This window comes from Streptosporangium sp. NPDC000509, from assembly GCF_042898365.1.
In the GTDB taxonomy this organism is placed as follows: Bacteria; Actinomycetota; Actinomycetes; order Streptosporangiales; family Streptosporangiaceae; genus Streptosporangium.
In genome coordinates, this window is sequence record NZ_JBIAYX010000016.1 from 233,793 (window position 1) to 256,114 (window position 22,322).

22 protein-coding genes are annotated in these 22,322 nt (G+C 69.9%); 13 read left to right on the forward strand and 9 right to left on the reverse strand.

All coding sequences use genetic code 11. The annotated features are described in order from the left end of the window. Positions 1-7: 7 nt before the first annotated feature. Positions 8-829 carry a GNAT family N-acetyltransferase gene (locus ACFY3D_RS28505; protein ID WP_389984764.1) on the forward strand — a complete coding sequence of 274 codons (822 nt, stop codon included), beginning with the start codon at positions 8-10 and terminating at the stop codon, positions 827-829. A gap of 32 nt (positions 830-861) precedes the next feature. After that, a complete protein-coding gene (locus ACFY3D_RS28510) occupies positions 862-1,101 on the forward strand; it encodes a zinc ribbon domain-containing protein (protein ID WP_389984767.1) in 240 nt (79 codons plus the stop codon). Between the two features lie 144 nt (positions 1,102-1,245). On the opposite strand, the gene ACFY3D_RS28515 is transcribed toward ACFY3D_RS28510, so the two are convergent. The 3 genes from ACFY3D_RS28515 to ACFY3D_RS28525 form a co-directional block, all read right to left on the reverse strand. Then, positions 1,246-1,731, reverse strand: a complete 486-nt coding sequence (locus ACFY3D_RS28515) for a WYL domain-containing protein (RefSeq protein WP_350949483.1) — start codon at positions 1,729-1,731, stop codon at positions 1,246-1,248. Between the two features lie 81 nt (positions 1,732-1,812). Then, complete coding sequence (gene ilvD / locus ACFY3D_RS28520; protein WP_389984770.1) at positions 1,813-3,651, reverse strand: dihydroxy-acid dehydratase; 1,839 nt, start codon at positions 3,649-3,651, stop codon at positions 1,813-1,815. Positions 3,652-4,173: 522 nt separating this feature from the next. Continuing rightward, positions 4,174-4,998, reverse strand: coding sequence for a nuclease-related domain-containing protein (locus ACFY3D_RS28525; protein WP_362900029.1), 825 nt, complete (start codon positions 4,996-4,998; stop codon positions 4,174-4,176). Positions 4,999-5,280: 282 nt separating this feature from the next. Here ACFY3D_RS28525 and ACFY3D_RS28530 point away from each other — a divergent pair, with 282 nt between their 5' ends. The 3 genes from ACFY3D_RS28530 (at position 5,281) to ACFY3D_RS28540 (ending at position 6,684) form a co-directional block, all read left to right on the forward strand. Then, positions 5,281-5,580, forward strand: a complete 300-nt coding sequence (locus tag ACFY3D_RS28530; RefSeq protein ID WP_350949486.1) for a hypothetical protein — start codon at positions 5,281-5,283, stop codon at positions 5,578-5,580. 61 nt (positions 5,581-5,641) lie between these two features. Continuing rightward, complete coding sequence (locus tag ACFY3D_RS28535) at positions 5,642-6,004, forward strand: DUF5130 family protein (protein WP_350949487.1); 363 nt, start codon at positions 5,642-5,644, stop codon at positions 6,002-6,004. 89 nt (positions 6,005-6,093) lie between these two features. Then, the gene (locus ACFY3D_RS28540; protein ID WP_389984773.1) at positions 6,094-6,684 is read left to right on the forward strand and encodes a hypothetical protein; all 591 of its coding nucleotides are present in this window, start codon (positions 6,094-6,096) and stop codon (positions 6,682-6,684) included. A gap of 18 nt (positions 6,685-6,702) precedes the next feature. Here the strand turns inward: ACFY3D_RS28540 and ACFY3D_RS28545 are convergent, their stop codons facing one another. Together ACFY3D_RS28545 and pepN are read right to left on the reverse strand one after the other, a co-directional pair. Further along, positions 6,703-7,665 carry a hypothetical protein gene (locus ACFY3D_RS28545; protein ID WP_389984776.1) on the reverse strand — a complete coding sequence of 321 codons (963 nt, stop codon included), beginning with the start codon at positions 7,663-7,665 and terminating at the stop codon, positions 6,703-6,705. A gap of 177 nt (positions 7,666-7,842) precedes the next feature. Next, positions 7,843-10,410: an aminopeptidase N gene (pepN, locus tag ACFY3D_RS28550; RefSeq protein WP_389984779.1), complete on the reverse strand. Its 2,568-nt coding sequence runs from the start codon at positions 10,408-10,410 to the stop codon at positions 7,843-7,845. Positions 10,411-10,631: 221 nt separating this feature from the next. Here pepN and ACFY3D_RS28555 point away from each other — a divergent pair, with 221 nt between their 5' ends. Then, a complete protein-coding gene (locus tag ACFY3D_RS28555; protein ID WP_389984781.1) occupies positions 10,632-11,252 on the forward strand; it encodes a disulfide bond formation protein DsbA in 621 nt (206 codons plus the stop codon). Positions 11,253-11,405: 153 nt separating this feature from the next. After that, a complete protein-coding gene (locus ACFY3D_RS28560) occupies positions 11,406-12,815 on the forward strand; it encodes an aldehyde dehydrogenase family protein (RefSeq protein ID WP_362900037.1) in 1,410 nt (469 codons plus the stop codon). A gap of 72 nt (positions 12,816-12,887) precedes the next feature. On the opposite strand, the gene def is transcribed toward ACFY3D_RS28560, so the two are convergent. Then, positions 12,888-13,376, reverse strand: a complete 489-nt coding sequence (gene def, locus ACFY3D_RS28565; protein WP_350949493.1) for a peptide deformylase — start codon at positions 13,374-13,376, stop codon at positions 12,888-12,890. Between the two features lie 99 nt (positions 13,377-13,475). Between def and ACFY3D_RS28570 the strand changes: the two genes are divergently transcribed. Continuing rightward, positions 13,476-13,943, forward strand: a complete 468-nt coding sequence (locus ACFY3D_RS28570) for a ribose-5-phosphate isomerase (RefSeq protein WP_389984784.1) — start codon at positions 13,476-13,478, stop codon at positions 13,941-13,943. A gap of 3 nt (positions 13,944-13,946) precedes the next feature. On the opposite strand, the gene ACFY3D_RS28575 is transcribed toward ACFY3D_RS28570, so the two are convergent. Both ACFY3D_RS28575 and ACFY3D_RS28580 read right to left on the reverse strand, forming a co-directional pair. Next, positions 13,947-14,147 carry a hypothetical protein gene (locus ACFY3D_RS28575; RefSeq protein WP_350949495.1) on the reverse strand — a complete coding sequence of 67 codons (201 nt, stop codon included), beginning with the start codon at positions 14,145-14,147 and terminating at the stop codon, positions 13,947-13,949. A gap of 55 nt (positions 14,148-14,202) precedes the next feature. Next, entirely contained in the window at positions 14,203-15,432 is a 1,230-nt protein-coding gene (locus ACFY3D_RS28580; RefSeq protein WP_389984787.1) for a GNAT family N-acetyltransferase, read from the reverse strand. Positions 15,433-15,551: 119 nt separating this feature from the next. Here ACFY3D_RS28580 and ACFY3D_RS28585 point away from each other — a divergent pair, with 119 nt between their 5' ends. Beyond that, positions 15,552-16,667: a PP2C family protein-serine/threonine phosphatase gene (locus tag ACFY3D_RS28585; RefSeq protein WP_389984791.1), complete on the forward strand. Its 1,116-nt coding sequence runs from the start codon at positions 15,552-15,554 to the stop codon at positions 16,665-16,667. A gap of 36 nt (positions 16,668-16,703) precedes the next feature. Here ACFY3D_RS28585 and ACFY3D_RS28590 read toward each other — a convergent pair whose 3' ends face one another. Then, the gene (locus ACFY3D_RS28590) at positions 16,704-17,309 is read right to left on the reverse strand and encodes a response regulator transcription factor (RefSeq protein WP_389984794.1); all 606 of its coding nucleotides are present in this window, start codon (positions 17,307-17,309) and stop codon (positions 16,704-16,706) included. A gap of 262 nt (positions 17,310-17,571) precedes the next feature. Between ACFY3D_RS28590 and ACFY3D_RS28595 the strand changes: the two genes are divergently transcribed. From ACFY3D_RS28595 to ACFY3D_RS28610, 4 genes are all read left to right on the forward strand, one after another. Next, positions 17,572-18,831 carry a M50 family metallopeptidase gene (locus ACFY3D_RS28595; protein ID WP_389984854.1) on the forward strand — a complete coding sequence of 420 codons (1,260 nt, stop codon included), beginning with the start codon at positions 17,572-17,574 and terminating at the stop codon, positions 18,829-18,831. Positions 18,832-18,958: 127 nt separating this feature from the next. After that, positions 18,959-19,480, forward strand: coding sequence for a MarR family winged helix-turn-helix transcriptional regulator (locus ACFY3D_RS28600; protein ID WP_389984797.1), 522 nt, complete (start codon positions 18,959-18,961; stop codon positions 19,478-19,480). 583 nt (positions 19,481-20,063) lie between these two features. After that, positions 20,064-21,182, forward strand: a complete 1,119-nt coding sequence (locus ACFY3D_RS28605) for an FAD-dependent oxidoreductase (protein WP_389984800.1) — start codon at positions 20,064-20,066, stop codon at positions 21,180-21,182. 33 nt (positions 21,183-21,215) lie between these two features. Then, entirely contained in the window at positions 21,216-22,085 is an 870-nt protein-coding gene (locus ACFY3D_RS28610) for a L,D-transpeptidase family protein (RefSeq protein WP_389984803.1), read from the forward strand. Positions 22,086-22,322: the final 237 nt, after the last annotated feature.

The window sequence follows — 22,322 nt, forward strand, 5'->3', positions numbered from 1 at the left end:
TCACCTCATGACGTGGATCTTCACCTCCGATGTCGAGGCGTACACGGGCGTGGCGGAGCCGTGGCTGCTGCGGGATCCGGTTCGCAACACCGTCCTTCTCACGGTCCTGCGTGCCATACGCAACGGCCTGTGGGGTGACGACCCGCTGCTGGGGCGGCTGGAGCGTGACGGCCGGGTCGTGGCCACGGCGATCCAGACGCCGCCCCACGCCCTCCTGCTCCCCGCGATCCCCGCCGACACGGTGCCCGAGCTCGCCGCCCGCCTGATCGAGGCCGAGAGGGTGATCTCCGGTGTGAGCGGTCCGCTCTCGCCGGCCGAGACGTTCGCCGCCTCCTGGTGGCGGCCCGAGGAGAGCCGCCGCGCCGAGCGCCTCTACCGGCTCGACGCGCTCGTCCCCCCGAAATCCCGTGCGGCAGGGGCCTCCCGGGTCGCCGTCGCGGCCGATCTCGGCCTCCTGGTCCGGTGGAGCGAGGAGTTTCAGGCCGAGGCGAAAGGTGTCGGTGACGTCGACCTGACCGCGCTGGTGGCGAGCAGGATCGCGAGACGGGAGCTGGTCGTGTGGGAGGCGGGCGGGCGGCCCGTCGCGTTCGCCGGGGTCTCCGCGCCCATCGGCGGGATGAGCCGGGTCGGCCCGGTCTACACGCCCCCCGAGTCTCGCGGGAAGGGCTACGGCACCGCGGTCTCCCACGCGGCGAGTGCCAAGGTGCGGGCCGAGGGCGCCACGGAGGTGTTGCTCTTCACCGACCTGTCCAACCCCACGTCCAACTCGATCTATCAGGCGATCGGTTACCGGCCGGTGAGCGACCACGTCTCCATCACCTTCACGTGAGCGAGCGCGGCGAGCTGGGTAACCTGGGTGCCATGCCCAGATACGACTTCCGCTGCCGCGCCTGCGGGTCCACCTTCGAGATCTCCCGCCCGATGGCCCGCTCCGACGATCCGGCGCCCTGCCCCGAGGGACATGACGACACCGTCAAGCTGCTCTCCACGGTCGCCGTGACCGGTGGCTCCGCGAGCTCCGCGAGCTCCGCGGGTTCCGCCGCCGCGCCCCGCCCTTCCGGAGGCGGCGGCGGGTGTTGCGGAGGCGGCTGCTGCGGTTAGGAGCCGAGGTTCGCGCGGTGGGGAGCCGGAGCCGTCACGGCGGCAGGGCTCCCGTCGCGGACTGTCACCCGGATCGGCTCGCGCCTCCGGGTGACAGCTCGAATCGAAACGGCCGGTCCGCGGCCGACAGCGTGCGACCGTGGGCTATGCGGCGGCGCGCTTGCCCTGGAAGGGCAGGAACGCCTCGGCCCGGTGCGGGCGGGCCGGCACGAAGGTGGGCTCGGTGGCGATGATCCGGTCGAACCTGAACGCCCGGATCGCGCCGCGCAGGCGGCACATCCCGACGAGATACCAGTGTTCGCGGTGAACCATGCAGGTCACCGGGTCGACGTCGCGGACGGTGACCCGCCCGGAGACGTCCTGGTAGTGGAGACGGATGACGAGGTTTGAGGTGATGGCGTTGGCGATCGTCCGGGCGCGGTCGGCGGTCTCGGCGGGCATCGGCTCGGTGAGGGTCGCCAGGGTGGTGGCGACGATGTCGTCGTCGAGCTCCATCTGCTCGAAGGCGTGACGCAGGCCGCTGCGGGCGGCGTTGGCCTGCGGACCCGACCCCAGATGCGCCATCGACAGGGCGAGGGCGGCGATCTCGGCAGTCGTGAGCGGGGCGGTGAGCTTCATGACGTTAGTCATACCCAGATAATACGTCCGAGCACTGACATTTTTTCGAACTTCCTGTCGGGTAAGGCATCTCTACCCGACAGGAAGCCCAGGTCAGCGGGACAGCTGTGACAGGTCGCGCGAGGCACCGGTGGAGGCCGAGGTGGTGAGCGCGGCGTACGCCTGCAAGGCGGCGCTCACCTGGCGCCGGCGGTCGCGCGGCCGGTAACCGCCCAGGTCGGCGAGGAGCTTCTCGCGGCGGGCGGCCAGCTCCTCCTCGGGGACCTTCAGGTCGATCGAACGGGCGGGGATGTCGATCGCGACGAGATCGCCGTCCTCGACGAGGGCGATGGTGCCGCCCTCGGCGGCCTCGGGGGAGGCGTGGCCGATGGACAGCCCGCTCGTGCCTCCGGAGAAGCGGCCGTCGGTGACCAGCGCGCAGTCCTTGCCCAGCCCCTTGCCCTTGAGGAACGAGGTGGGGTAGAGCATCTCCTGCATGCCGGGCCCGCCCTTGGGGCCCTCGTAGCGGATCACCACGACGTCGCCGGCCTTGACCTTGTTGTTGAGGATGCCCTCGACCGCGTCGTCCTGCGACTCGAAGACGACGGCCGGACCCTCGAACCGCCAGATCGACTCGTCGACCCCGGCGGTCTTGACGATGCAGCCCTCGGTGGCGATGTTGCCGTACAGGACGGCGAGGCCGCCGTCGCGGGTGTAGGCGTGCTCGGCGTCGCGGACGCAGCCCTCGGAGCGGTCGAGGTCCAGCTCCTCCCAGCGGGCGCCCTGGGAGAAGGGCTTGACGGTGCGGGCGTTGCCGGGGGCCGCGTGCCACAGCTCCAGCGCCTCGGGCAGCACCTGCGGTGACTTCGGGTCCCAGCGGTCGAGGTAGTCGCCCAGGGTGCCGCCGTTGACGGTGTAGGCGTCGCGGTGGAGCAGTCCGGCCCGGTCGAGCTCGCCCAGGATCGCCGGGATGCCCCCCGCGCGGTGGACGTCCTCGACGTGGTACTTCGCCGTGGCGGGGGCGACCTTGCACAGGCAGGGCACCCGCAGCGAGATCTCGTTGATCTCCTTCAGCCCGAAGTCGACCTGGGCCTCGCGGGCCGCGGCGAGGATGTGCAGGATCGTGTTGGTCGAGCCGCCCATCGCCACGTCCAGCGCCATGGCGTTCTCGAACGCGTTCTTGGTCGCGACGGCGCGCGGCAGGACCGTCTCGTCGTCCTGCTCGTAGTAGCGGCGGGTGATCTCCACCAGCCGGCGCCCGGCGTCCTCGAACAGCTTCCTGCGCGCCTTGTGGGTGGCGAGGATCGTGCCGTTGCCGGGGAGCGCGAGTCCGATGGCCTCGGCGAGGCAGTTCATCGAGTTGGCGGTGAACATCCCGCTGCACGAACCGCAGGTGGGGCAGGCGTTCTCCTCCATCTCCAGCAGCTCGGCGTCGGAGACGGCGTCGTTGGCGGAGGCGATCATCGGGTCGATCAGGTCGAGCTTGCCGTTGGGGGTCTTGCCCGCCTCCATCGGCCCGCCCGAGACGAAGACGGTGGGGATGTTGAGCCTGAAGGCGGCGAGCAGCATGCCCGGGGTGATCTTGTCGCAGTTGGAGACGCAGATCAGCGCGTCGGCGCAGTGCGCGTTGACCATGTACTCGACCGCGTCCGCGATCAGCTCCCGGCTGGGCAGCGAGTAGAGCATGCCGCCGTGGCCCATCGCGATGCCGTCGTCGACCGCGATCGTGTTGAACTCGCGCGGGATCGCGCCCGCCTCGCGGATCGCGCCGGCGACGACGTCGCCGACCTCGCGCAGGTGGACGTGCCCGGGGACGAACTGGGTGAAGCTGTTGGCCACGGCGATGATCGGTTTCCCGAAGTCCTCGCCGGCTACGCCCGTCGCCCGGAGAAGGGCCCGGGCCCCGGCCATGTTCCTGCCGTGCGTGACCGTACGAGACCTGAGGGCGGGCATGAGGCTTCTCCCATCATCGAAACCGTGTCTACAAATGGTACGGCTACCGCCCGGTGCGTGAGACGCCTGTCCAGGCCACGAGACATCCGGCTTCTCGCCACATGTTCTGTGAACACCGTACGAGCGTGATCGACGTACGGGGCCGGGGCGGCGAGGCGGGCGCGCAGGTCGCCGGGAGGGTTCCGGGACGACGACGGGGCACAGGGTGGGCACCGGGGCGACGGCCGGCGGGCCCGATACGGGCCCAGGGTGTTCTTCGACACTACCGAAGGTCTCCGCGCCCGGCGAACCCGGGGCGAACGGCAGCCGCGGAGAACCCTCGATCACCTGCCGCGACGTCCACACGAAAGGGAACGCGCGCTGGAGCGCGACCGGGCCCGCACTCGCGGGAACCGGGAGGGGAGGAGGACGGGAGCCGCCTGGCCGGGGCGTCGTGGCGGGGCGGGCTCCCGTCGGTCCCCGTAGGGAGAGATACGGCGGAGGTACGGGCGTGCCGGAAAGGGCTCGCGGGACAACCCGAAATCAGTTCTCCGGGTAGCGTGCGGGCAGGACCCGCTCGGCGGCCTCGAAGATCCTGTCGATCTCGGCGTCGGTGAGTGAGCGTTCCCGCTTGGTGATCCATTTACGGACACGACTGCCGTCGAATACGTCCACCTCGCGGACGTTGAGGACCTTCCAGGGGATGGCGGGGCCGTAGATCGCGAGGGACGGCACGATCGTGACATCGTGCCCCAGCTCGGCGCCGATCAGTTCGCCGGCCTGGGATGCCTCCCAGCGGGCCTCGTCGAGGCGGGGTTTCTGGTTGAACGGGCCGTGGAACAGCTTGCGGTGGGACTGGACGCGGACCGGCAGGCGCTTGTCCCACTTCTCGGAGTCGACCGCGTAGACGCCGGTGGGGCCCACGACCAGGTGGTCGATCTGCGCCTCGCTGCCGGGGATCGCGCGGGCGTGCAGGGTGCGGTAACCCCCGCGCTCCAGCCGTTTGAGCTGCATCTCCGTGCGCCGTTCCGCGACCGAGGCGCGCCGCCAGGCGGGCACGGAGGAGTTGGAGCGGGCGCGGAGCACCGTGTCGACGATCGCGGCCACCACGGCGGCGGTGAAGCCCAGCGGCCAGCTGGCCAGCAGGACGCCCGCGAGCACGCCGACGCCGACCGCGATGATGGCGCGGCGGCGCAGGTGGCGGTATTTGGGGTCGTCGAGCAGGTTGCGTAGCGAGGCGCGCTCAACAGGTGCGTACGTAGACGCTGGCGCGGCGGGTCGAGACGTCGGCCGATCTTCGGCCTGTCGGTCACTGACCCAAATCGGTGACGTAGTGTTACCGTCTTCTGGTACCTGACCGGAATCCACGTAACTCACGGTAGCTGACGTCCTCGGGGGTGCCTAGTATTGCGTATCTCATACTTTTGTGACCGCCGTCACCCGCTTGGCACTGCTATGAACCGGGTACCTTAGGGACTTTTCGCTCTGGATCACCGGGTGCCGCGCGGGGTGTGGCTCACGTTCACGATCTTAACGTCCAGGGCGGCCGGCGGTCGCGGATCGAGGCCGCCACGGGGGTCTCCCCAGCCGGCGCGCCCCGCCACCCGGTGGCCCTCGACGGGTGATTCCGCGTCGGGTTACTTTTGAGGTGTGGACAGTGCGATCGAGGTCTTCGGTTTTCTCGTCGCAGTCTCCGGCGGTCTGTTCCTGCTCATCGCCCTGCTCGTGACGATGCCGGGCAGGATGCGCGACAGGGCCGCGAGGAGCACCTCGGCGGGCGCGGTCTGGCTGGGAGGCCCGCACGGCAGTGAGCGGGGGATCACCGACTCGGTCCTCGTGCTCACCGAACGGCGTCCGGCGAGGGCTCCGGCGCCAGAGATCGACTGGGTCTCGCTCGCGGTGACCTCCGAGCCGGGACGACACACCGGCGGGGCGTCGGCGGCCTGGTGAACCCGGTCGTCCGGCGGATCGCCGGACCACCGCCAAACCGACAAAGGCGAGGTGACGAAGGATGCTCACCCTGACCTCGACACAGGGCGACGACGTCCGCGGGGCACTGCGCACCGCGGAACGGCGCACCGGGCTGCGTTTCGCCGCCTACCTCGGTCCGGCGATCGGACCGCGCCGCCACTTCTCCGAGCGGCTGCACGCCGCGCTGGGAGCCGACGCCGACAGGGCCGTGCTCGTCTTCGTGGACCAGCGGGGCAGGGCCCTGGAGATCGTCACGGGCTCCCTGGCCAGGGAGCGGCTGCCCGACGCGGAATGCCGCGCGGTCGCGACGTCGATGGCCGCGGTGCTCGGCCTGGGCGACCTGGTGGGCGGACTGGTCACCGGGGTCCTGCTGCTCGCGGACCAGGCGTCGCGGCGCAGGTGATCCCGCCGGCCGGTCACGCCGGGGTGGAAGTGATCTTCCCGAAGGTCCGTCCGGGCGGAACGAGGTCGGTTTTCCCGGATAATCGGCTCGTGCTGAGGATCACGAGGGACGCGCCGCCGGGTCACTCTCGCAGGCGCCCCACGGCGGAACGGGAGTCGGACGGGATCCTCGACTACGTCCAGGCGACGCTCGCGGACGCCCGCAGGAAGGTCCGGGGGGAGGACGAGACGGCGGCCGCCCTGCTGTTCACGACGGGCGCCGCCGCCGGTGCCGTCGTCGTCGGGCTGCTGAACGGCCACTGGAGGCCCGGCGAGCTGTCCGGCAAGGTCGAGTGGCTCTGGTGGACGAGCGTGTTCTTCTGGCTGATGGGGATCCTCGTGCTCACCGGAGCCCTCTGCGGCCGTACCTCCGGGCTCGCGGGCAGGGTCCTGGAGCGGCGCCGTTTCTACCCCGGCACCTTCGCCCGGGACGCGCCGCCGGAGCCGGACCCCCGGCTGGGATACGGCGTGGGGCGGCAGGGCCGTGGCGCCGAGGTCAGGGTCGACCTGCTCGTCCTGGAGATCAGGAGACTCAACGCCGTCGGGGACGCCAAGCGGCGCTTCATCCGCCGCGGCGTCCTGCTCATGATGGTCTCCATCGCCTGCTGCGCGCTGGCGGTGTTCGTCGACGGCGGGCTCTGAGCTCCTCGGGCCGCACGATCAGTGCCGCAGAAGCCTCACCAGGTGCGCGCTGGTGTCCTCCAGCAGTGTCGAGGGCTTAAGCGCCGCGCCCGCGACGGCGGAGAACAGGGAGGGCAACCCCGGCAGCGGGAAGCCGTCGTCGCTGGAGGCCTCCCCGCCCACACCGTTCTTGGCCAGAGTGGTCCGGCTGCGCTCCCATGCCTCGATGACCTCCTCGGGGGAGGGCACGCCGAATCCGTGGCCCACCGGGGCGGCGTGGCGCAACCGCACCAGCGGGGTCTCGGCGAAGGCGAGAGCCACCTGGGAGCGCAGCGCGAGGTCCTCACGGAGGTCCGGATCGACCCATTCCATCGCGGTGCAGGGGTTGCGGCAGTCGGCCACGCAGGTGGCCAGAGCCCCGGCCACCTGGCTGTGCTGGCGGTCGAAGTAGGCGCGCCATCCCTCGGGCGGCTCCCCGGCCACGCGCAGGGTCCGGTTCGCGGCCGACTGCTCGGCCCTGGTGTGGTCGCAGTCGCGGTCGCCGATCACCCCGAACCTGCTGCCCGGCGCGGTGAGCCCCTCCGGCCAGCGCGCCGGGTCTCCGGCGTTGCCGAGCACCGGTTCGAAGGCGAGCAGCGGGAGATACTCGCTGGCGATGTGGAGGGCGGCGACCATGGGGCTCAGCTCGCGGCGGTGCCACCTGACCGCGATGACCTCCAGCAGCAGCCCGTACGCGGGCCGCAGCGACTCCAGCGCGCCGCGCGGCTGCTCGCGGGGCGTCTGCGGCATCGTGCAGGCCCGCGCTCGCCGCCGAAGGTCGCTCGGCACGGACCGCGCCTCGACGGCGAAGTCCTCGGCGTCGAGGGAGAGCAGCCGCTGGCCGAACTCGCAGACCGCCTCGATCTCGTCCGCGTCGCGTACGACACCCGAGGCGAGGGCTCCGATGTCACCGAAGGCGTATCTCCGGGCCAGGGAGATGAGCAGGTCACGTGCTGATTCCACGTGATTTACCCTCTCATGACCCAGAGACGACGGGACAGGTGTCCACACACGGCGAGATGTGGGGTACCTCCCGCGCTTACCGACATTCCTCCCAGTGTCCGTCAGGAACCACTTAAAACTTCACCTGTGGTCGACCCGGGCGGTGCGGGACGGCCCCGCCCGGGTCTCGCGGCCGGGTCAGGCCGCCGAGGCGTCCTTGGCCTGGGCGCGCAGGGCGCGGCCGATGCCGTCGGCGCCCTCGAGCAGCAGGCGCTTGAGGGCGTGCGGCGGCTGGGTGGACGAGATGAGGTCCTGGGTCCTGGCGACCGTCTCGGGGGAGATGCTCAGCGCCGGGTAGCAGCCGTTCGCGAAGTTCTGGGCGCTGTCGGAACTCCAGGACGCCCAGATCCCGCCGATCTCCTCGAAGTACTTCGCCCCGTACGGCTCCAGCAGCTCCGGGTGGCGCGGGTCCATGAAACCGGCGATCGTCGAACGGAGCAGCGCCCCGCTCAGCTTGCCCTCGGTGATCGCGGTCCAGGCGTTCGCCTTGCCCTCGGCGGTCGGGATCGCGGCGCCGCAGAGCGCGGCGGAACGCTCGCCCGTCGCGGTGGCGTCGCGCAGCAGCTCCTGGGCGATGTCCTCCTCGCCGAGCAGGCCGCCGGAGACCAGGGCGCCGGTCAGCGTCCAGCGCAGGTCGGCGTCGACGGTGAGGCCGTCGAGCACCGTCTCCCCGTCCAGCAGCCCCTTCAGGAACGCCAGGTCCTCGGTGGAGGTGGCCACGGCCGACAGCGCGTTCAGGTAGGCGAGCTGGTGGTCGGAGCCGGGCGCGGCCTCGCCGACCAGGCGGCGCAGCGCGGAGGCGAGCCTGGCCAGGCCCTCGGGGCGCCAGGCGGGGTCGCCGTACTGCTGGACGGCGAGGCGGGCCTGGCGGAGCAGGGTCTGGGCGACGGTGATGTCGGTGACCGACTCGATGTTGGAGACGACCAGGGTGAGGTAGTCGCGGGTGGCCATCTCGGCGTCGCGGGTCATGTCCCAGGCGGCCGACCAGCACAGCGCGCGGGGCAGCGACTCGGTGAACCTGGCGATGCCGCCCTCCGTCAGGGTCCGCAGCGACCGCTCGTCGAGCCTGACCTTGGCGTACGTCAGGTCGTCGTCGTTGATCAGGATCAGGTCCGGCTGGACCTCGCCGACCAGCTCGGCCACGGCCGTGCGCGCGCCGACGACGTCCAGCTCGACCCGCCTGACGCGGACCAGCTCGCCGTCTCGCAGGGAGTACAGGCCGATGGCGACGCGGTGCGAGCGCAGCGTCGGGTAGTCGGCCGGGGCCTCCTGGAGGACGTCGAACTCCAGGAAACGGCCCTCGGGGTCGACGGTGAACGAGGGGCGCAGCGTGTTGACCCAGGAGGTCTCCAGCCACTCCTTCGACCAGGAGGACAGGTCGCGTCCCGAGGTGCGCTCCAGCGCGCCGAGCAGGTCCGTGAGCGTGGTGTTCTCCCAGGCGTGCTCGTTGAAGTAGTCGCGGACCCCGGCGAGGAAGTTGTCCAGGCCCACGTAGGCGACGAGCTGCTTGAGGACCGAGGCGCCCTTGGCGTACGTGATCCCGTCGAAGTTGACCTCGACCGCGTGCATGTCGACGATGTCGGCGGCGATCGGGTGGGTCGAGGGCAGCTGGTCCTGACGGTAGGCCCAGGCCTTCTCGACGTTGGCGAAGGTCGTCCAGGCACCCTGGCCCCAGCGGGTGGCCTCGGCCTGGCAGAGCACCGAGGCGTAGGTGGCGAACGACTCGTTCAGCCACAGGTCGTCCCACCAGCGCATGGTGACCAGGTCACCGAACCACATGTGCGCCATCTCGTGCAGGATCGTCTCCGCGCGGCGCTCGATCACCGCGTCCGTGACGCGCGAGCGGAAGACGTAGTCCTCCAGGAAGGTCACGCAGCCCGCGTTCTCCATCGCCCCGGCGTTGAACTCGGGGACGAAGAGCTGGTCGTACTTCCCGAACGGGTAGCGGACGCCGAAGATCCGGTGGAAGAAGTCGAAGCCCTGCCTGGTGACCTCGAAGATGTTCTCCGGGTCGAGGTGCTCGGCGAGCGAGGCCCGGCAGTACAGGCCCAGCGGGATGCCGTCGTGCTCGGAGGTCACCTTGTGGTACGGCCCGGCGCACAGCGCGGTGATGTAGGTCGACATCACGGGCGAGGGCGGGAAGTGCCAGCGCTTGGCGGCTTGGAGCGCGCCGTGCCTGCCGTGGTGCTCCGGCAGCTCGTCGGCCGCGTCGGGCGCCGTGTTGGAGATGACCTCCCAGTGGGAGGGCGCGAGCACGGTCAGCTCGAAGGAGGCCTTGAGGTCGGGCTGGTCGAAGCACGCGTACATCCGGTGCGCGTCGGCCGTCTCGAACTGGCTGTACAGATAGACGCTCTTGTCCACCGGGTCGACGAAGCGGTGCAGGCCCTCGCCGGTGCGGCTGTAGGAACAGTCGGCGTCCACCCGCAGCTCGTTGGTCTCGGCCAGGCCAGGCAGCGGCAGCCGTCCGGTCTCCAGGTCGTAGCCGCTCACGTCCAGCTCGACGCCGTTCAACACCGCCGTGCGCACCTTGGCGCCGGCCAGGTCGACGAACGTCTCCGCACCCGGCCGGGTGCTGGTGAAGCGGACCGTGGTGACGCTCTCGAAGCGCTCCTCACCCTCGGTCAGGTCGAGCTCCACCGCATAGGACTGCACACTGAGCAGCCGTGCGCGCTCGCGCGCCTCGTCACGGGTCAGATTGCCTGCCACTACCGCTCCCTCTTCACAACTTCCCCCGCTCCATTGCTAAGGGGTGACTGAATCCTGCCACGTAAGGCCGCGGGCCGCCGCTTCACCTCGGACTGCGGACTCGTACCCCAGATCCGAGAATAAAGAGGCATGTCAAGGTATTAATCCACCTGTGGAATAGGGGACTCCGCTCTCCGGGTTGTCGCTACCGAAGAAGCCTCACGACCAGGAAGCCGGAAAAGATGACTGAGCGAACCCCTGTCGATCTCTGGTTCGATCCCTTCTGCCCGTTCGCGTGGATGACCTCCCGCTGGTTGCTGGAGGTTGAGAAGGTACGGCCGATCGAGCCGCGCTGGCACATCATGAGCCTCAACGTGCTGAACGAGGACAAGGACGTCCCGGACAGCTACCGTGAGTTGATCGCCAAGGCCATCGGCCCGGTCCGGGTGGTCACCGCCGTGCAGGAGAAGTACGACTCCGAGACGGTCGGCCGCCTCTACACCGAGCTCGGCACCCGTCTGCACAACCAGGGCAGGGCCAGGGAGCTCGACAGGCTCCGCGAGACGGTCGAGGAGGCGCTGGAGGCCGCGGGGCTCGACCGCGCCTTCGCCGACGCGATGGACTCGACGGAGTTCGACGAGGCACTGCGCGCCTCGCACAACGACGGCATCGACCGGGTCGGCCAGGAGGTCGGCACTCCGGTGATCTCCGTCGAGGGCGTCGCCTTCTTCGGCCCGGTCATCTCGCCCGCTCCCAAGGGCGAGGAGGCGGGCAGGCTCTGGGACGGCGTGCGCCTGGTGGCGGGCACCGACGGCTTCTTCGAGCTCAAGCGCTCCAGGACCCGGGAACCGATCTTCGACTGATCCGCCTCTCCGATGTTTCCGCCCGCCGTGCGCGACCGCGGCGGGCGAACTCGCCCGCCTGGGACGTCCTGCTCCCATACCAAGGTCGTCTTTGTGTGAGGGCGCGTTTCGGGTGCCCTCGCGTAACAACGGGACGCACGCCAGGATGAGGGCATGCGTCACCTTTATCTGAATGGAGCCTGGCAGGCGTCCGCGTCGGGCGAGAGCATCGATGTGATCAATCCCGCCACCGAGGAGCGGATCGACAGGGTTCCCGCAGGGGCGCCCGCCGATGTCGAGGCCGCGGTGGCCGCCGCCCGCGCCGCCTTCCCCTCCTGGTCCGCGACGCCTCCCGCCGAGCGGGGCAGGATCCTCGCCTCGGCCGCGGACCTGGTACGAGAACGCTCCGACCAGATAGCCAGGATCATCGCCACGGACATGGGCGCGCCGTACGGCGTGGCGATGAGGGTGCACACGCTGATGCCGGCCGGTGTGCTGGCCTCGTACGCCCAGCTGGCCGAGACCTACGACTTCGAGGGCGGGCAGGTCGGCAACTCCCGCGTCTTCAGGGAGCCGGTCGGGGTGGTCGCCGCGATCACCCCCTGGAACTACCCGCTCCACCAGGTCGTCTGCAAGGTGGGCGCCGCGCTCGCCGCGGGGTGCACGGTCGTGCTGAAGCCCAGCGAGGTGGCACCGCTGGCGGCCTTCGCGCTCGCCGGGATCCTCGACGAGGTCGGACTGCCCGCCGGGGTCTTCAACATGGTCAGCGGTCACGGCCCGGTGGTGGGTGAGGCGCTGGCCGCGCATCCCGAGGTGGACATGGTGTCGTTCACCGGCTCCACCCGGGCCGGGCGCCGGGTCGCCGCGCTCGCGGCCGAGACGATCAAGCGGGTGGCCCTGGAACTCGGCGGCAAGTCCGCCAGCCTGATCCTGCCGGACGCCGACCTGGCGGCGGCGGCGAAGGCGACGGTGGCCAACGCCTTCGTCAACTCCGGCCAGACCTGTTCGGCATGGACCCGCATGATCGTCCATCGCGACCGGTACGACGAGGCCGTCCGTCTCGCCGTCGAGGCCGCGGGGAGATACACCGTCGGCGACCCCTTCGACGAGGCGACCAGGCTCGGTCCCCTGGTGTCGGCGGCCCAGCGTGACCGGGTCGTCCGTTACATCAACCGGGGCGAGGAGGAAGGTGCCCGGCTGGTCGCGGGAGGCACCGACCGGCCCCTGGAGCGCGGCTTCTACGTCGAGCCGACGGTGTTCGCCGGGGTGGAGCCGGGGATGGTGATCGAGCAGGAGGAGATCTTCGGCCCGGTCCTCACGATCATCCCCTACACCCGGGGGGAGGACGAGGCGGTCGCGATCGCGAACGGCACACCGTACGGCCTGGCGGGCGCGGTGTGGGCGGGCAGTGAGCAGCGTGCGGTCGAGGTCGCCAGGCGGCTGCGCACCGGCCAGGTGGCGGTCAACGGCGGCCGGTTCAACCCGCGGGCGCCCTTCGGCGGCTACAAGCAGTCGGGTATCGGCCGCGAGCTGGGCGAGTTCGGGCTCGAGGAGTATCTGGAGATCAAGGCCGTCCAGCTCTGACGGCCGCCCGGCGACCACCGGGGATCGGCCCGAGGTTGCCCTCACGTGACGGCCGCCCGGCGGCCACGGAGGTCAGGGGGCCTGGAGCAGGACCTTCCTGGCGGCGTCCCTGGCGAGCCTGTCCACATACAGCCTGCCGTCGAGGTGGTCGGTCTCGTGCTGGAAGCAGCGCGCCAGCATGCCGCGGGCCCTGATCCGGATCGGCCGCCCCAGCCGGTCCAGGCCGCTCACGGTGACTCCCGCGGCCCGGGGCGTCCTGGCGTAGATCGGGGTGCCGGTCTCGCGGCCGGGAACGGACAGGCAGCCCTCCTCGTCGAGGACCTCGGCGTCGTCGTCCACGGTCAGTTCCGGGTTGATCACATGGCCCTTGCGGTTGCTGCAGTCGTAGACGAAGATCCGCTTCGACACGCCGATCTGCGGACCGGCCAGGCCGACACCCTGAGCGGCGTACATCACGGCGAACATCTCGTCGATCATGCGCCGCAGGTCGCGGTCGAATTCGGTGATCGGTTCGGCGGGTGTGCGCAGGACAGGGTCACCGACCACTCGGATGTCACGCATGTGGGAACTCTCTCTTGTAAGGGGCGGGGAAGTATTGCGGCCATTACTCTAGTCGGGGGCCGGGTGGAGTCGCCCGCGCACACCTGCGAAACTGTGCGGGTGCGCGTCTACATCGGTGCCGACCATGCCGGCTATGAGCTCAAGAACCACGTCGTCTCCTGGCTGAAGGAGAACGGCCACGAGGTCGAGGACTGCGGTCCCTTCGTCTACGACGCGGAGGACGACTACCCGCCGTTCGTGCTGCGCGCGGCCGAGGGCGTCGTGGGCGACCCGGGCAGCCTGGGTGTCGTCATCGGTGGCTCGGGGAACGGCGAGCAGATCGCGGCCAACAAGGTGCGCGGCGTCCGGGCCGCCCTGGCCTGGAGCGAGGAGACCGCGAGGCTCGCCCGCGAACACAACAACGCCAACGTCGTCAGCGTCGGCGCGCGGATGCACGAGCCGGAGGAGGCGATCCGGTTCGTCGAGACCTTCCTCGGCACCGCCTACTCAGGGGCCGAGCGGCACAACCGGAGGATCGCGCAGCTCGACTCGTACGAGACCATCGGCCAGCTCCCGTCGCTGCCGTAGTCCTCACCGGTGGCGCTCGCGGGGCGGTGACTCCCCGCGCGGCGCCTCCCGGCGCGGCCCGCTCCGCGCGGGCTCCTTGCGGGGTGGCGTCTCGTCGCGCAGGGGGCGGCGATCCGCGGCCTCCTGCTGCTCGCGCGACGGGCGTGAGACGTCTCGCGCCCGCATCGCGGTGATCGCGGTGATCTGCAAGCTCTGCAGTGCCATGCCGGTCACCATAACCCGCTCGGGCCCACCCCCAGAAGGGTCCTCGGAAGAGCCGTCAGAAGACCAGGCCGGCCCAGGGAGCGGGGCCCCACGACATGGCGGTGGACAGCTCTCGCAGGGCACCCGCACGCGACTCGCGCACCACGCCCGCCGCGAGCAGCGCCGCCAGCGGGCGCCCGCCCAGGTAGGCGGCGCCCAGTACGGAGACGGGCAGGGTCAGGTCGGCGGGGTCCTCCGAGGGGGCGCAGCGGGCGCCGGAGGTGTCGGCCGTGAGCCGCCAGCGGCGCGCGTTCCACGGGCACACCGTGTCCTCGACCTCGATCACCACATCCACCGGCGCGCTGTATCGGCGGGCGGGAAGGGCACGCTCGACGTCCACGACGCGGATCCACAGGTCGTCCAGCCAGAGCGCGTGAAGTGCGCGCGGCTCGGCGAGCAGGTGGATCAGCGGGTCGTCCGCGGGCCGGCTCGGGGCGAAGACGTGAGAGACCAGGTCGCGGTCCAGGACGTGGCGCCAGAGCAACGCGTAGGCGGCGGGATCGAGGCCGAACAGCTCCTTGAGCCGCAACTCGCCCGCGGGAAGGTCGTGGTCGTCGAAGGATGCCTTGATCCGGAAGAGCGCGTAGCCGCGCGGGCCGCCGTCGTCCTCGGCGACCACGGCGCGCAGCGGACCGGCGCCGCCCTGGTCGGACTCGTGGTCGCTCAGCACCGCGTCCCAACGCGCGGCCGGGCGGTCGTACAGCCCGGGGCGCTCCTCGAACGCGGACTCGTAGATCTTCTCGAAGACGGACCTGGCGTCCGCCGGTTTGACGATGCGCAACCGCAGGGTGGGATCGACCGGGGCGTTCCGGGTGAAGGCCGCTTTCGCCGTGGGGATACGGAAGAGCAGGGTGTCGGCGGCCCTGCCGTAGCCGTAACGACCGTAGATCGCGGCCTCGGCCGCGTAGAGCGCGGCGACGGCCTCACCTCGCTCGTGGAGATCCGACAGCTGGCGGGTCATCAGCGAGGAGAGGATGCCCCGGCGCCGGTGCGAGGGCAGCACGCCGACCGCGGTGACGCCGCCGACGGGGATCGGGCCGCCGGGCACGTTCATGCTGAAGCTGAGCGCCGCGGCGGTGCCCACGAGCAGGTCGCCGTCGAACACGCCGAGCGAGCGGTCGAACTCGGCGATGCGCCTGAAGAGCTCCTGCCGGTGTTCGGGGGTGGCGATGCCGAACGCCTCCTCGTCCAGGGTGTTCCAGGAGGACCATTCGGCTTTGCTGATCGGGCGCATGCTGAGAGTCATCTGTCAAACGGTAGTAGGGGACAAACGGGTCTGGCCATCTAATATCCCTGCTTAATGATCAAGGCGTTGGTCAAGTGGGCTGCCCAAAGGGGGGATAGCCCGATACAGTCGAGCGCATCATGAGTTCCCGTCCGGTGCCGCTGCTCCCTCCGGCGCTCCGCGCGTTCCTGGTCCGCATCCCGCTTCTCGTCCCCATCGTGCGATTCCTGCGGCGCGGCCCTCTGGCACGCGACCGGAACCTGCTCATCACCCTGATTCTGCTCACCCTGCTGATCGGCGGGCTGGCCGCCAGGGTCTCCATGGAGTGGTTCTCGCCGGCGTTGATGATCCCGATCACCCTCGTGGCGGGGCTCCAGCTCCGGCTGAACAGTCTCGTCAAGCTGCTGTGCGCGGTCGCGGTCTCCCTGATCTACGTGGCCGTGGTGCGGGGGGTGGGACACATCGGCCCCGGCCTGCTGGTCACCTTCGGCTTCACCGCGGTGCTGGCCGCGCTGATGGCCCGCACCCGCGGCAAGCTCGGTGTGCAGGGCCTGCGCGGCGACGCGATGCTGCTGGAGTTGCGCGACCGCCTCAAGAGCCAGAGCGACCTGCCCCCGCTGCCCAAGGAGTGGGGCTCCAAGGTCGTTCTCAAGCAGGCCGGAGGCTCCTCCTTCGGAGGCGACTTCCTGGTCTCCATGCGCGAGGGCGACATGGTGGATCTCGCCCTGGTCGACGTGTCGGGCAAGGGCGTCGACGCGGGCACCCGGGCACTGCTGCTGTCGGGCACCTTCGGCGGGCTGCTCGGCTCGGCCACCGACTTCCTGCCCGCCTGCAACACCTATCTGCACCGCCAGCGCGAGGCCGAGGGCTTCGTCACCGCGGTCCACCTCCGGCTCAACCTCGTGACGGGCGAGTACGTCATCACCTCGGCCGGCCACCCCCCGGTGGTCAAGTTCGAGTCGGGGACCGGGACGTGGCGGGTCTCCACGGCCAAGGGGGTCGTCCTCGGTGTCGTGCCCGACCTGCACTGCGAGGTCGACCGGGGGATGCTGCGCAAGGGCGACGCGCTCATGCTCTACACCGACGGCCTGATCGAGCAGCCGGGGCGCGACATCGACGCCGGTCTCGACCGCCTGCTCGGAGAGGCCGAGCGCCTGATGCCCTCGGGGTTCCGCGACGGTGCCCGCAATCTGGTCGCCTCCATGTCGTCGGGCCACAACGACGACTGCGCCCTCATCCTCATCTGGCGCCCCTGAATCCGGCGTCGCCGGGGGAAGGCCGTCGGGGGAAGGTCAGAGCCACCCCGAGTCGCCGGCGATGCGTACGGCGTCGAGGCGGTTGCGCGCCTGTGTCTTGCACATGATCCGTGACAGGTGGTTGCGGACCGTTCCCACGGAGAGGAACAGCTGGTCGGCGATCTCGCCGGACCTGGCCCCCTGCGCGACCAGCCTGAGCACGTCGAGCTCCCGGCGGGTCAGGGGGTTCTCCGCCGATCTGAGGGCGGCGACCGCGAGCTCGGAGTCGACCGCGCGGCGGCCGGCCGCGACCTGGCGGACGCCGTCGGCCAGCTGCTCGGGGCCGACCTCCAGGCTCATGAACCCGAGCGCGTGGACGGCGAAGGCCCGGCGGACCTGGACCGGACTGGGAGTGCGCGACAACAGGAGGACCCGGCAGCCGGGAGCCCTCTCGTGCAGCCGGAGCGCGACGGTGAAACCGCAGACGTCCGGCAGTTCGAGATCGATGACCGCCGTCTCCGGGGTGTGCCGCAGGACGGCGGGGAGCACGGCCTCCCCGGCGGAGACGCCGGCCACCACTTTCATGTCGTTCTCGTTCTCCAGCGTCGCCACCAGTCCGCGCCGGACCAGGGGAAGATGCTCGGCCACCAGGATCCCGATCAAAACGCCCCTCTCTCCCGCCCTCACCCTCGTCAAAGAGTGTTCGTGTGATCGCTGAATGTCAACGGAGTGTGTCCGATCGGCGAAGGATGGGCAATGGCCCGGACCGGCCAGGAGTAGCCGGTGACGCCGCGCTCCGCGTCGGCGTGGAGGACGGATACTTGGGCTAACCTCTTATGGGGCATTGTCGGTGAAACCGCGATGGGAGTACGAACCTGTGAGCTGGCTCTCCGTGGTCGGGGTCATTGTCTTTCTCGTGGGGCTGATGGTGTCCATCGGGCTGCACGAAATCGGTCACCTGGTGCCGGCCAAGCTGTTCGGTGTCAAGGTCACCCAGTACATGGTCGGGTTCGGTCCGACCATGTGGTCGCGTCACAAGGGCGAGACCGAGTACGGCATCAAGTGGCTCCCGCTCGGCGGATACATCCGCATGATCGGCATGCTGCCGCCCCGGCCCAACGACGCCCCTGGCAAGGTGCGCTCGGTCTCCACGGGTCCCTGGCAGGGCCTGATCGAGAACGCCCGCGACGTCGCCCTCGAGGACGTACGACCGGGCGACGAGGACCGGGTGTTCTACCGCAAGCCCTGGTGGCAGAAGGTCATCATCATGTCCGGCGGCCCGGCGATGAACTTCGTGCTGGCGTTCATCCTGTTCGGCGTCGTGCTCATGGGGTTCGGCATTCCCACGCAGAAGACCGAGATCGCCTCGATCCCGCAGTGCGTGAAGACCGCCGCCGACTACGCCAAGAACCCCGAGTGCACCGCGGCCGACATGCCCAGCCCGGCCAGCGTGGCGGGGTTGCGGCCGGGGGACGTCATCGTGTCCGTGGCGGGTATGCCCGCCACGAGCTGGGACGTCGCGACGCGGGCCATCCGCGACCACGGCGCGGGGCCGGTCGAGATCGGTATCAGGCGGGCCGGTCAGGAGCTGACCGTCACCGCCGGCCTCATCGCGCAGGACCGTGAGTCGCTGGACGAGCCCGGCAAGATCGAAAAGGGTGTCGGCTATCTCGGGGTGAGCCCGAAGATCGTCATCGAGCAGCAGAGCTTCGGCGCCGTCGCCGAGCACATGGGGGACCTCACCTCGGCCACCGCCGCCGCGCTGCTCAGGTTCCCCGAGAAGATGGTCGGCGTCTGGCACGCCGCCTTCTCCGGCGACGAACGCGACAAGAACGGCCCGATCGGTGTCATCGGCGTGAGCCGTATCGGCGGTGAGATCGCCGCGGCCGCGATTCCGCTGGAGAACAAGGTCGTCGTCTTCATCAACCTGCTGGCGGGCTTCAATCTGGCGATCGGCCTGTTCAACCTGATCCCGCTGCTTCCCCTGGACGGCGGCCACATCGCGGGCGGCCTGTGGGAGGGGCTCAAGCGCGGTTTCGCCCGTGTGGCGCGCCGTCCCGCGCCCGGCCACGTCGACATCGCCAAGGCGCTTCCCCTCACCTACGCGATCGCCTTCCTGATGATCATCATGGCGGGCCTGCTGATGTACGCCGACCTGGTCAATCCGGTCCGCCTGTCCGGCTGAGCGTCTCCCGCCCAGGCGTCCCGTGCGCGCCGATCTTCCCGGTCCCGGCCCGAGGCGGCGTCGTGCGCGCCGTCGCCGCAGGGCCGGAGCACGCGGCACATCCGTCCGCAGCGGCTAGGGTGGCGCCGTGAACGAGGGGACGCCTGGAGCGGTGATCGACGTGGCCCTGTTCCGGCTTCGTCGAATCTGGTCGCGGCCGTTGCGGCCGCGCAACGCCGGGGAGCCGCAGCGGCCGGTGCACATGTCGAACGTGATGGTCGTGCACGCCGTGCACAAGCTGAGCCTGGATGTGCCCGAGGTGACCGTGGGCGCCGTCGCCGAGCAACTGGGCGTCGATCCGTCGACCGCCAGCAGGTTGGTCAACGACGCGGTCGGCGCGGGGTTCGTGGACCGTGAGGAGTCGGCCGTGGATGCCAGGCGGGCCAGGCTCGTGCTGAGCGAGCGGGGCCGCCGCGTGCTGGAGGTGGTGGTCCGTCACCGGCGCACCTACCTGGACGGCCTGATGGCCGATTGGGACGAGCCGGACCGCGAGGCGTTCGCCCGGCTGCTCGGCCGTTTCGCCGAGGCCGCCGTGGCCCGTCCGGCGAACCTGGCCAACCTCGACCGGCTGATCGCCGAGACCCTCGCGGAGACCTCCGCCCCGGGCTGAACCGCACCCTCTCGGGTCCGGTGTCTTCGCGGGGTCTGTGCGGCCTCCTGGTCGCGTAGGCTCCCGCCGGGCGGCGTCGGAGGTGAGCGGACGGGGGTGCGCCTCTCGGTATATGTGTTTAGTCATCATGTTCTCCAACAAGTGAGACTTGGCCCGCTACCTGCCCCTTAACAATCCCACCGAGGGCATATAGGCGAGTCCACGAGTAAAGTCGGCAATTCGCCCTGCGATCGCTTCGATCGACCCTTCGCGACAGCCGGGACCGGATCAAGGAGTGTCAATATTCGCCCGGGTCGACCGGTGGATCGGTGATGAAAATCCGGCACGCGGCCAAAGGTTTGTCATCGGATCATTCGGGCCGAGTGTGGCTTTTCGCCGCTCGATCCAGATTCTTTCTTCAAGCGGTCATGCTTTCCCATCGCCCGAGGCCGGTTTTCTCCGGTGCCGGGTTCGCCGCCATTCGGGGATTCGCCGGTGCTCGAATTACTGTGGAGGGGTTTCGGTGTTCGTCGTGACGGCCCCCCGCGTCGGTCGCGCCGAAAAGTGATCGAGCTGGATGGAACAGGAAAGAAGGCGTTCCCAGGTGCGCGCGAATTCAGAGGGAATACTTGTCGTCGGGGCCGGGGTAAGCGGGTTGACCAGCGCGCTGTGCCTGGCCAGGGAGGGGTTCCGCGTCACCGTCGTCGCGGAGCGATTCGCCCCCGACATCGTCTCGGTCGTCGCGGGCGCGCTGTGGGAGTGGCCACCCGCGGTGTGCGGCTACCACCACGACCAGATCTCGCTCGCCCGCTCCAAGGACTGGTGCGTCACCTCGTACGAGATGTTCGAGAGGCTGGCCAGGGCGAAGGTTCCCGGGGTGGCGATGCGAAGGTCCAACTTCTATTTCAAGCACCCCGTCGAGGAGAATCCGCACGACCTCCACAAGATGCGGGAACTCGCGGGGAAGGTGCGCGGCTTCGTCCGCGACCGGACCCTCGCCGAACGCAACGGTGTCAGTCCCGATTACGGCGTGGTCGACGCGTACTCGCACCTGGCGCCCATGATCGACACCGATCAGTACATGGCGTGGCTGATGCGGCAGGTCAAGATCCACGGTGTGCGGGTCGAACGGTACCGGGTCGAGGGCCTGCTGGCCGAGCGGAGGGAGGAACTCCTCGACCGCTTCGACGCCGAGGTGATCGTCTGCTGCGCGGGCCTGGGCACCGCCGCACTCCGCGGCATCGACATGTATCCGCTGCGCGGCGCGCTGGTGCGGGTACGCAACGACGGGCTTCGCGGACGCCGGATCCGCGAGGCCCACTGCGTCTCCCACGACGAGGAGAACAAGGACGAGCAGGACATCGTCTTCATCGTGCCGCGCAATCCGAGACTCCTCGTTCTCGGCGGGCTGGCGGAAAAGGACGAGTGGGACACCGGAATCAATCTGGAGAACCACGCTCCGGTACGGGAGATGTACGAGCGATGCCTCGCCTTCATGCCCGCGCTGCGACACGCCAGGCTGGATCCCGACGAGCCGGTACGGGCGGGACTGCGGCCGTTCCGGGCCGAGAACGTCTGCCTTGAGTGGGACGACGAGGAAAAGGTCGTCTACAACTTCGCGCACGGCGGGGCCGGATTCAGTTTTTCCTGGGGCTGCGCCCAGGAGGCCGTCGGTCTGGTGCGCGCGGCGATAGAGGACCGCAAGTACTCGTATTCCTTCTAGTGGACCTCGCCAGAGAGCGGATAGGCGTCAAAAATGCGGAGAACCGTCAAGTGCTTCCTGGTCGCGAACTCGGCCCTCGTGCTCACCGCGTGCCTGCCATTCGGTGTCGTGAACACCGGTGTCATGTCGTCGCGGCATTCAGGACCACCCGTTCCCCACGAAAGCCCTTCGCCCATGCCTCGTTCCGAGCACACCCCGTCGGCCCGGTTCCCCCTTCTTCGCGTCGGCGACAGGGGAGCCCAGGTCCAGCAGATCTACCGGCGCCTCGACCGGCTGGGGTTCGGGCCGGGAGACGTCGGCGACGAGTACCGTCCCGCGCTGCGCGCGGCCGTGTGGGCCTTCCAGAAGGCGAACGGACTGCCTGCCACCGACCAGATCGACCCGCGGACCTGGCGAGCGCTCTCCCGCCCGGCGCGCCTCAAGCCGCTGGTGCCGTACGGGGAGCCCACGAGGGTGGAGATCGACCTGCGCCGCCAGTTGCTCACCGCGTGGAAGGACGGCAGGCCCGCGCTGGTCTCCCACATCTCAACCGGAAACGGCGAACACTACTGCAAGAAAGGCCACTGCGGGGTCGCGGTCACGCCCACCGGTGACTTCCGCGCCTGGTACCGGACGCCCGGATGGACGAGCGGGCCGCTGGGCGACCAGTTCTACACCATCTATTTCAACCAGGGCATCGGCTTCCACGGCTCGGAGCGGGTCCCGCGGCACCCCGCGTCCCACGGATGCATCCGGGTGCCGCTGCACAACGCCAAGGCGCTCTACGACATGACCCCGATCGGCACTCCCGTCCACGTCCGCCGTCCCGAGGCTCCCGAGCGCTCGAAGTCCTCCGAGCGCCCTGTGTCTCCGGCGTCTCCGGCCTCTCCCGGGCGGGACACGGACCGGCCGAAGACGCTTTGAGAACGCCGTCGCACAGCCCGCCCCCGGCCGTTTGGGCCGGGGGCGGACTCATGTCCGGCACCTCGGGCCCTCCCGGTCCGAACGACCCCCGGCACCGGGTCGAACCACCGGGGCCGGCGGGTCGCGGGAAAAGATTCGAACCCCGGCCACCAGGCAGGACAACCATATTCAAGAACTGTCAAAGGTGCCGTGAAACCGACGCGAAACCATCGTGAAACTGCACTCGGAAAAGCTGAC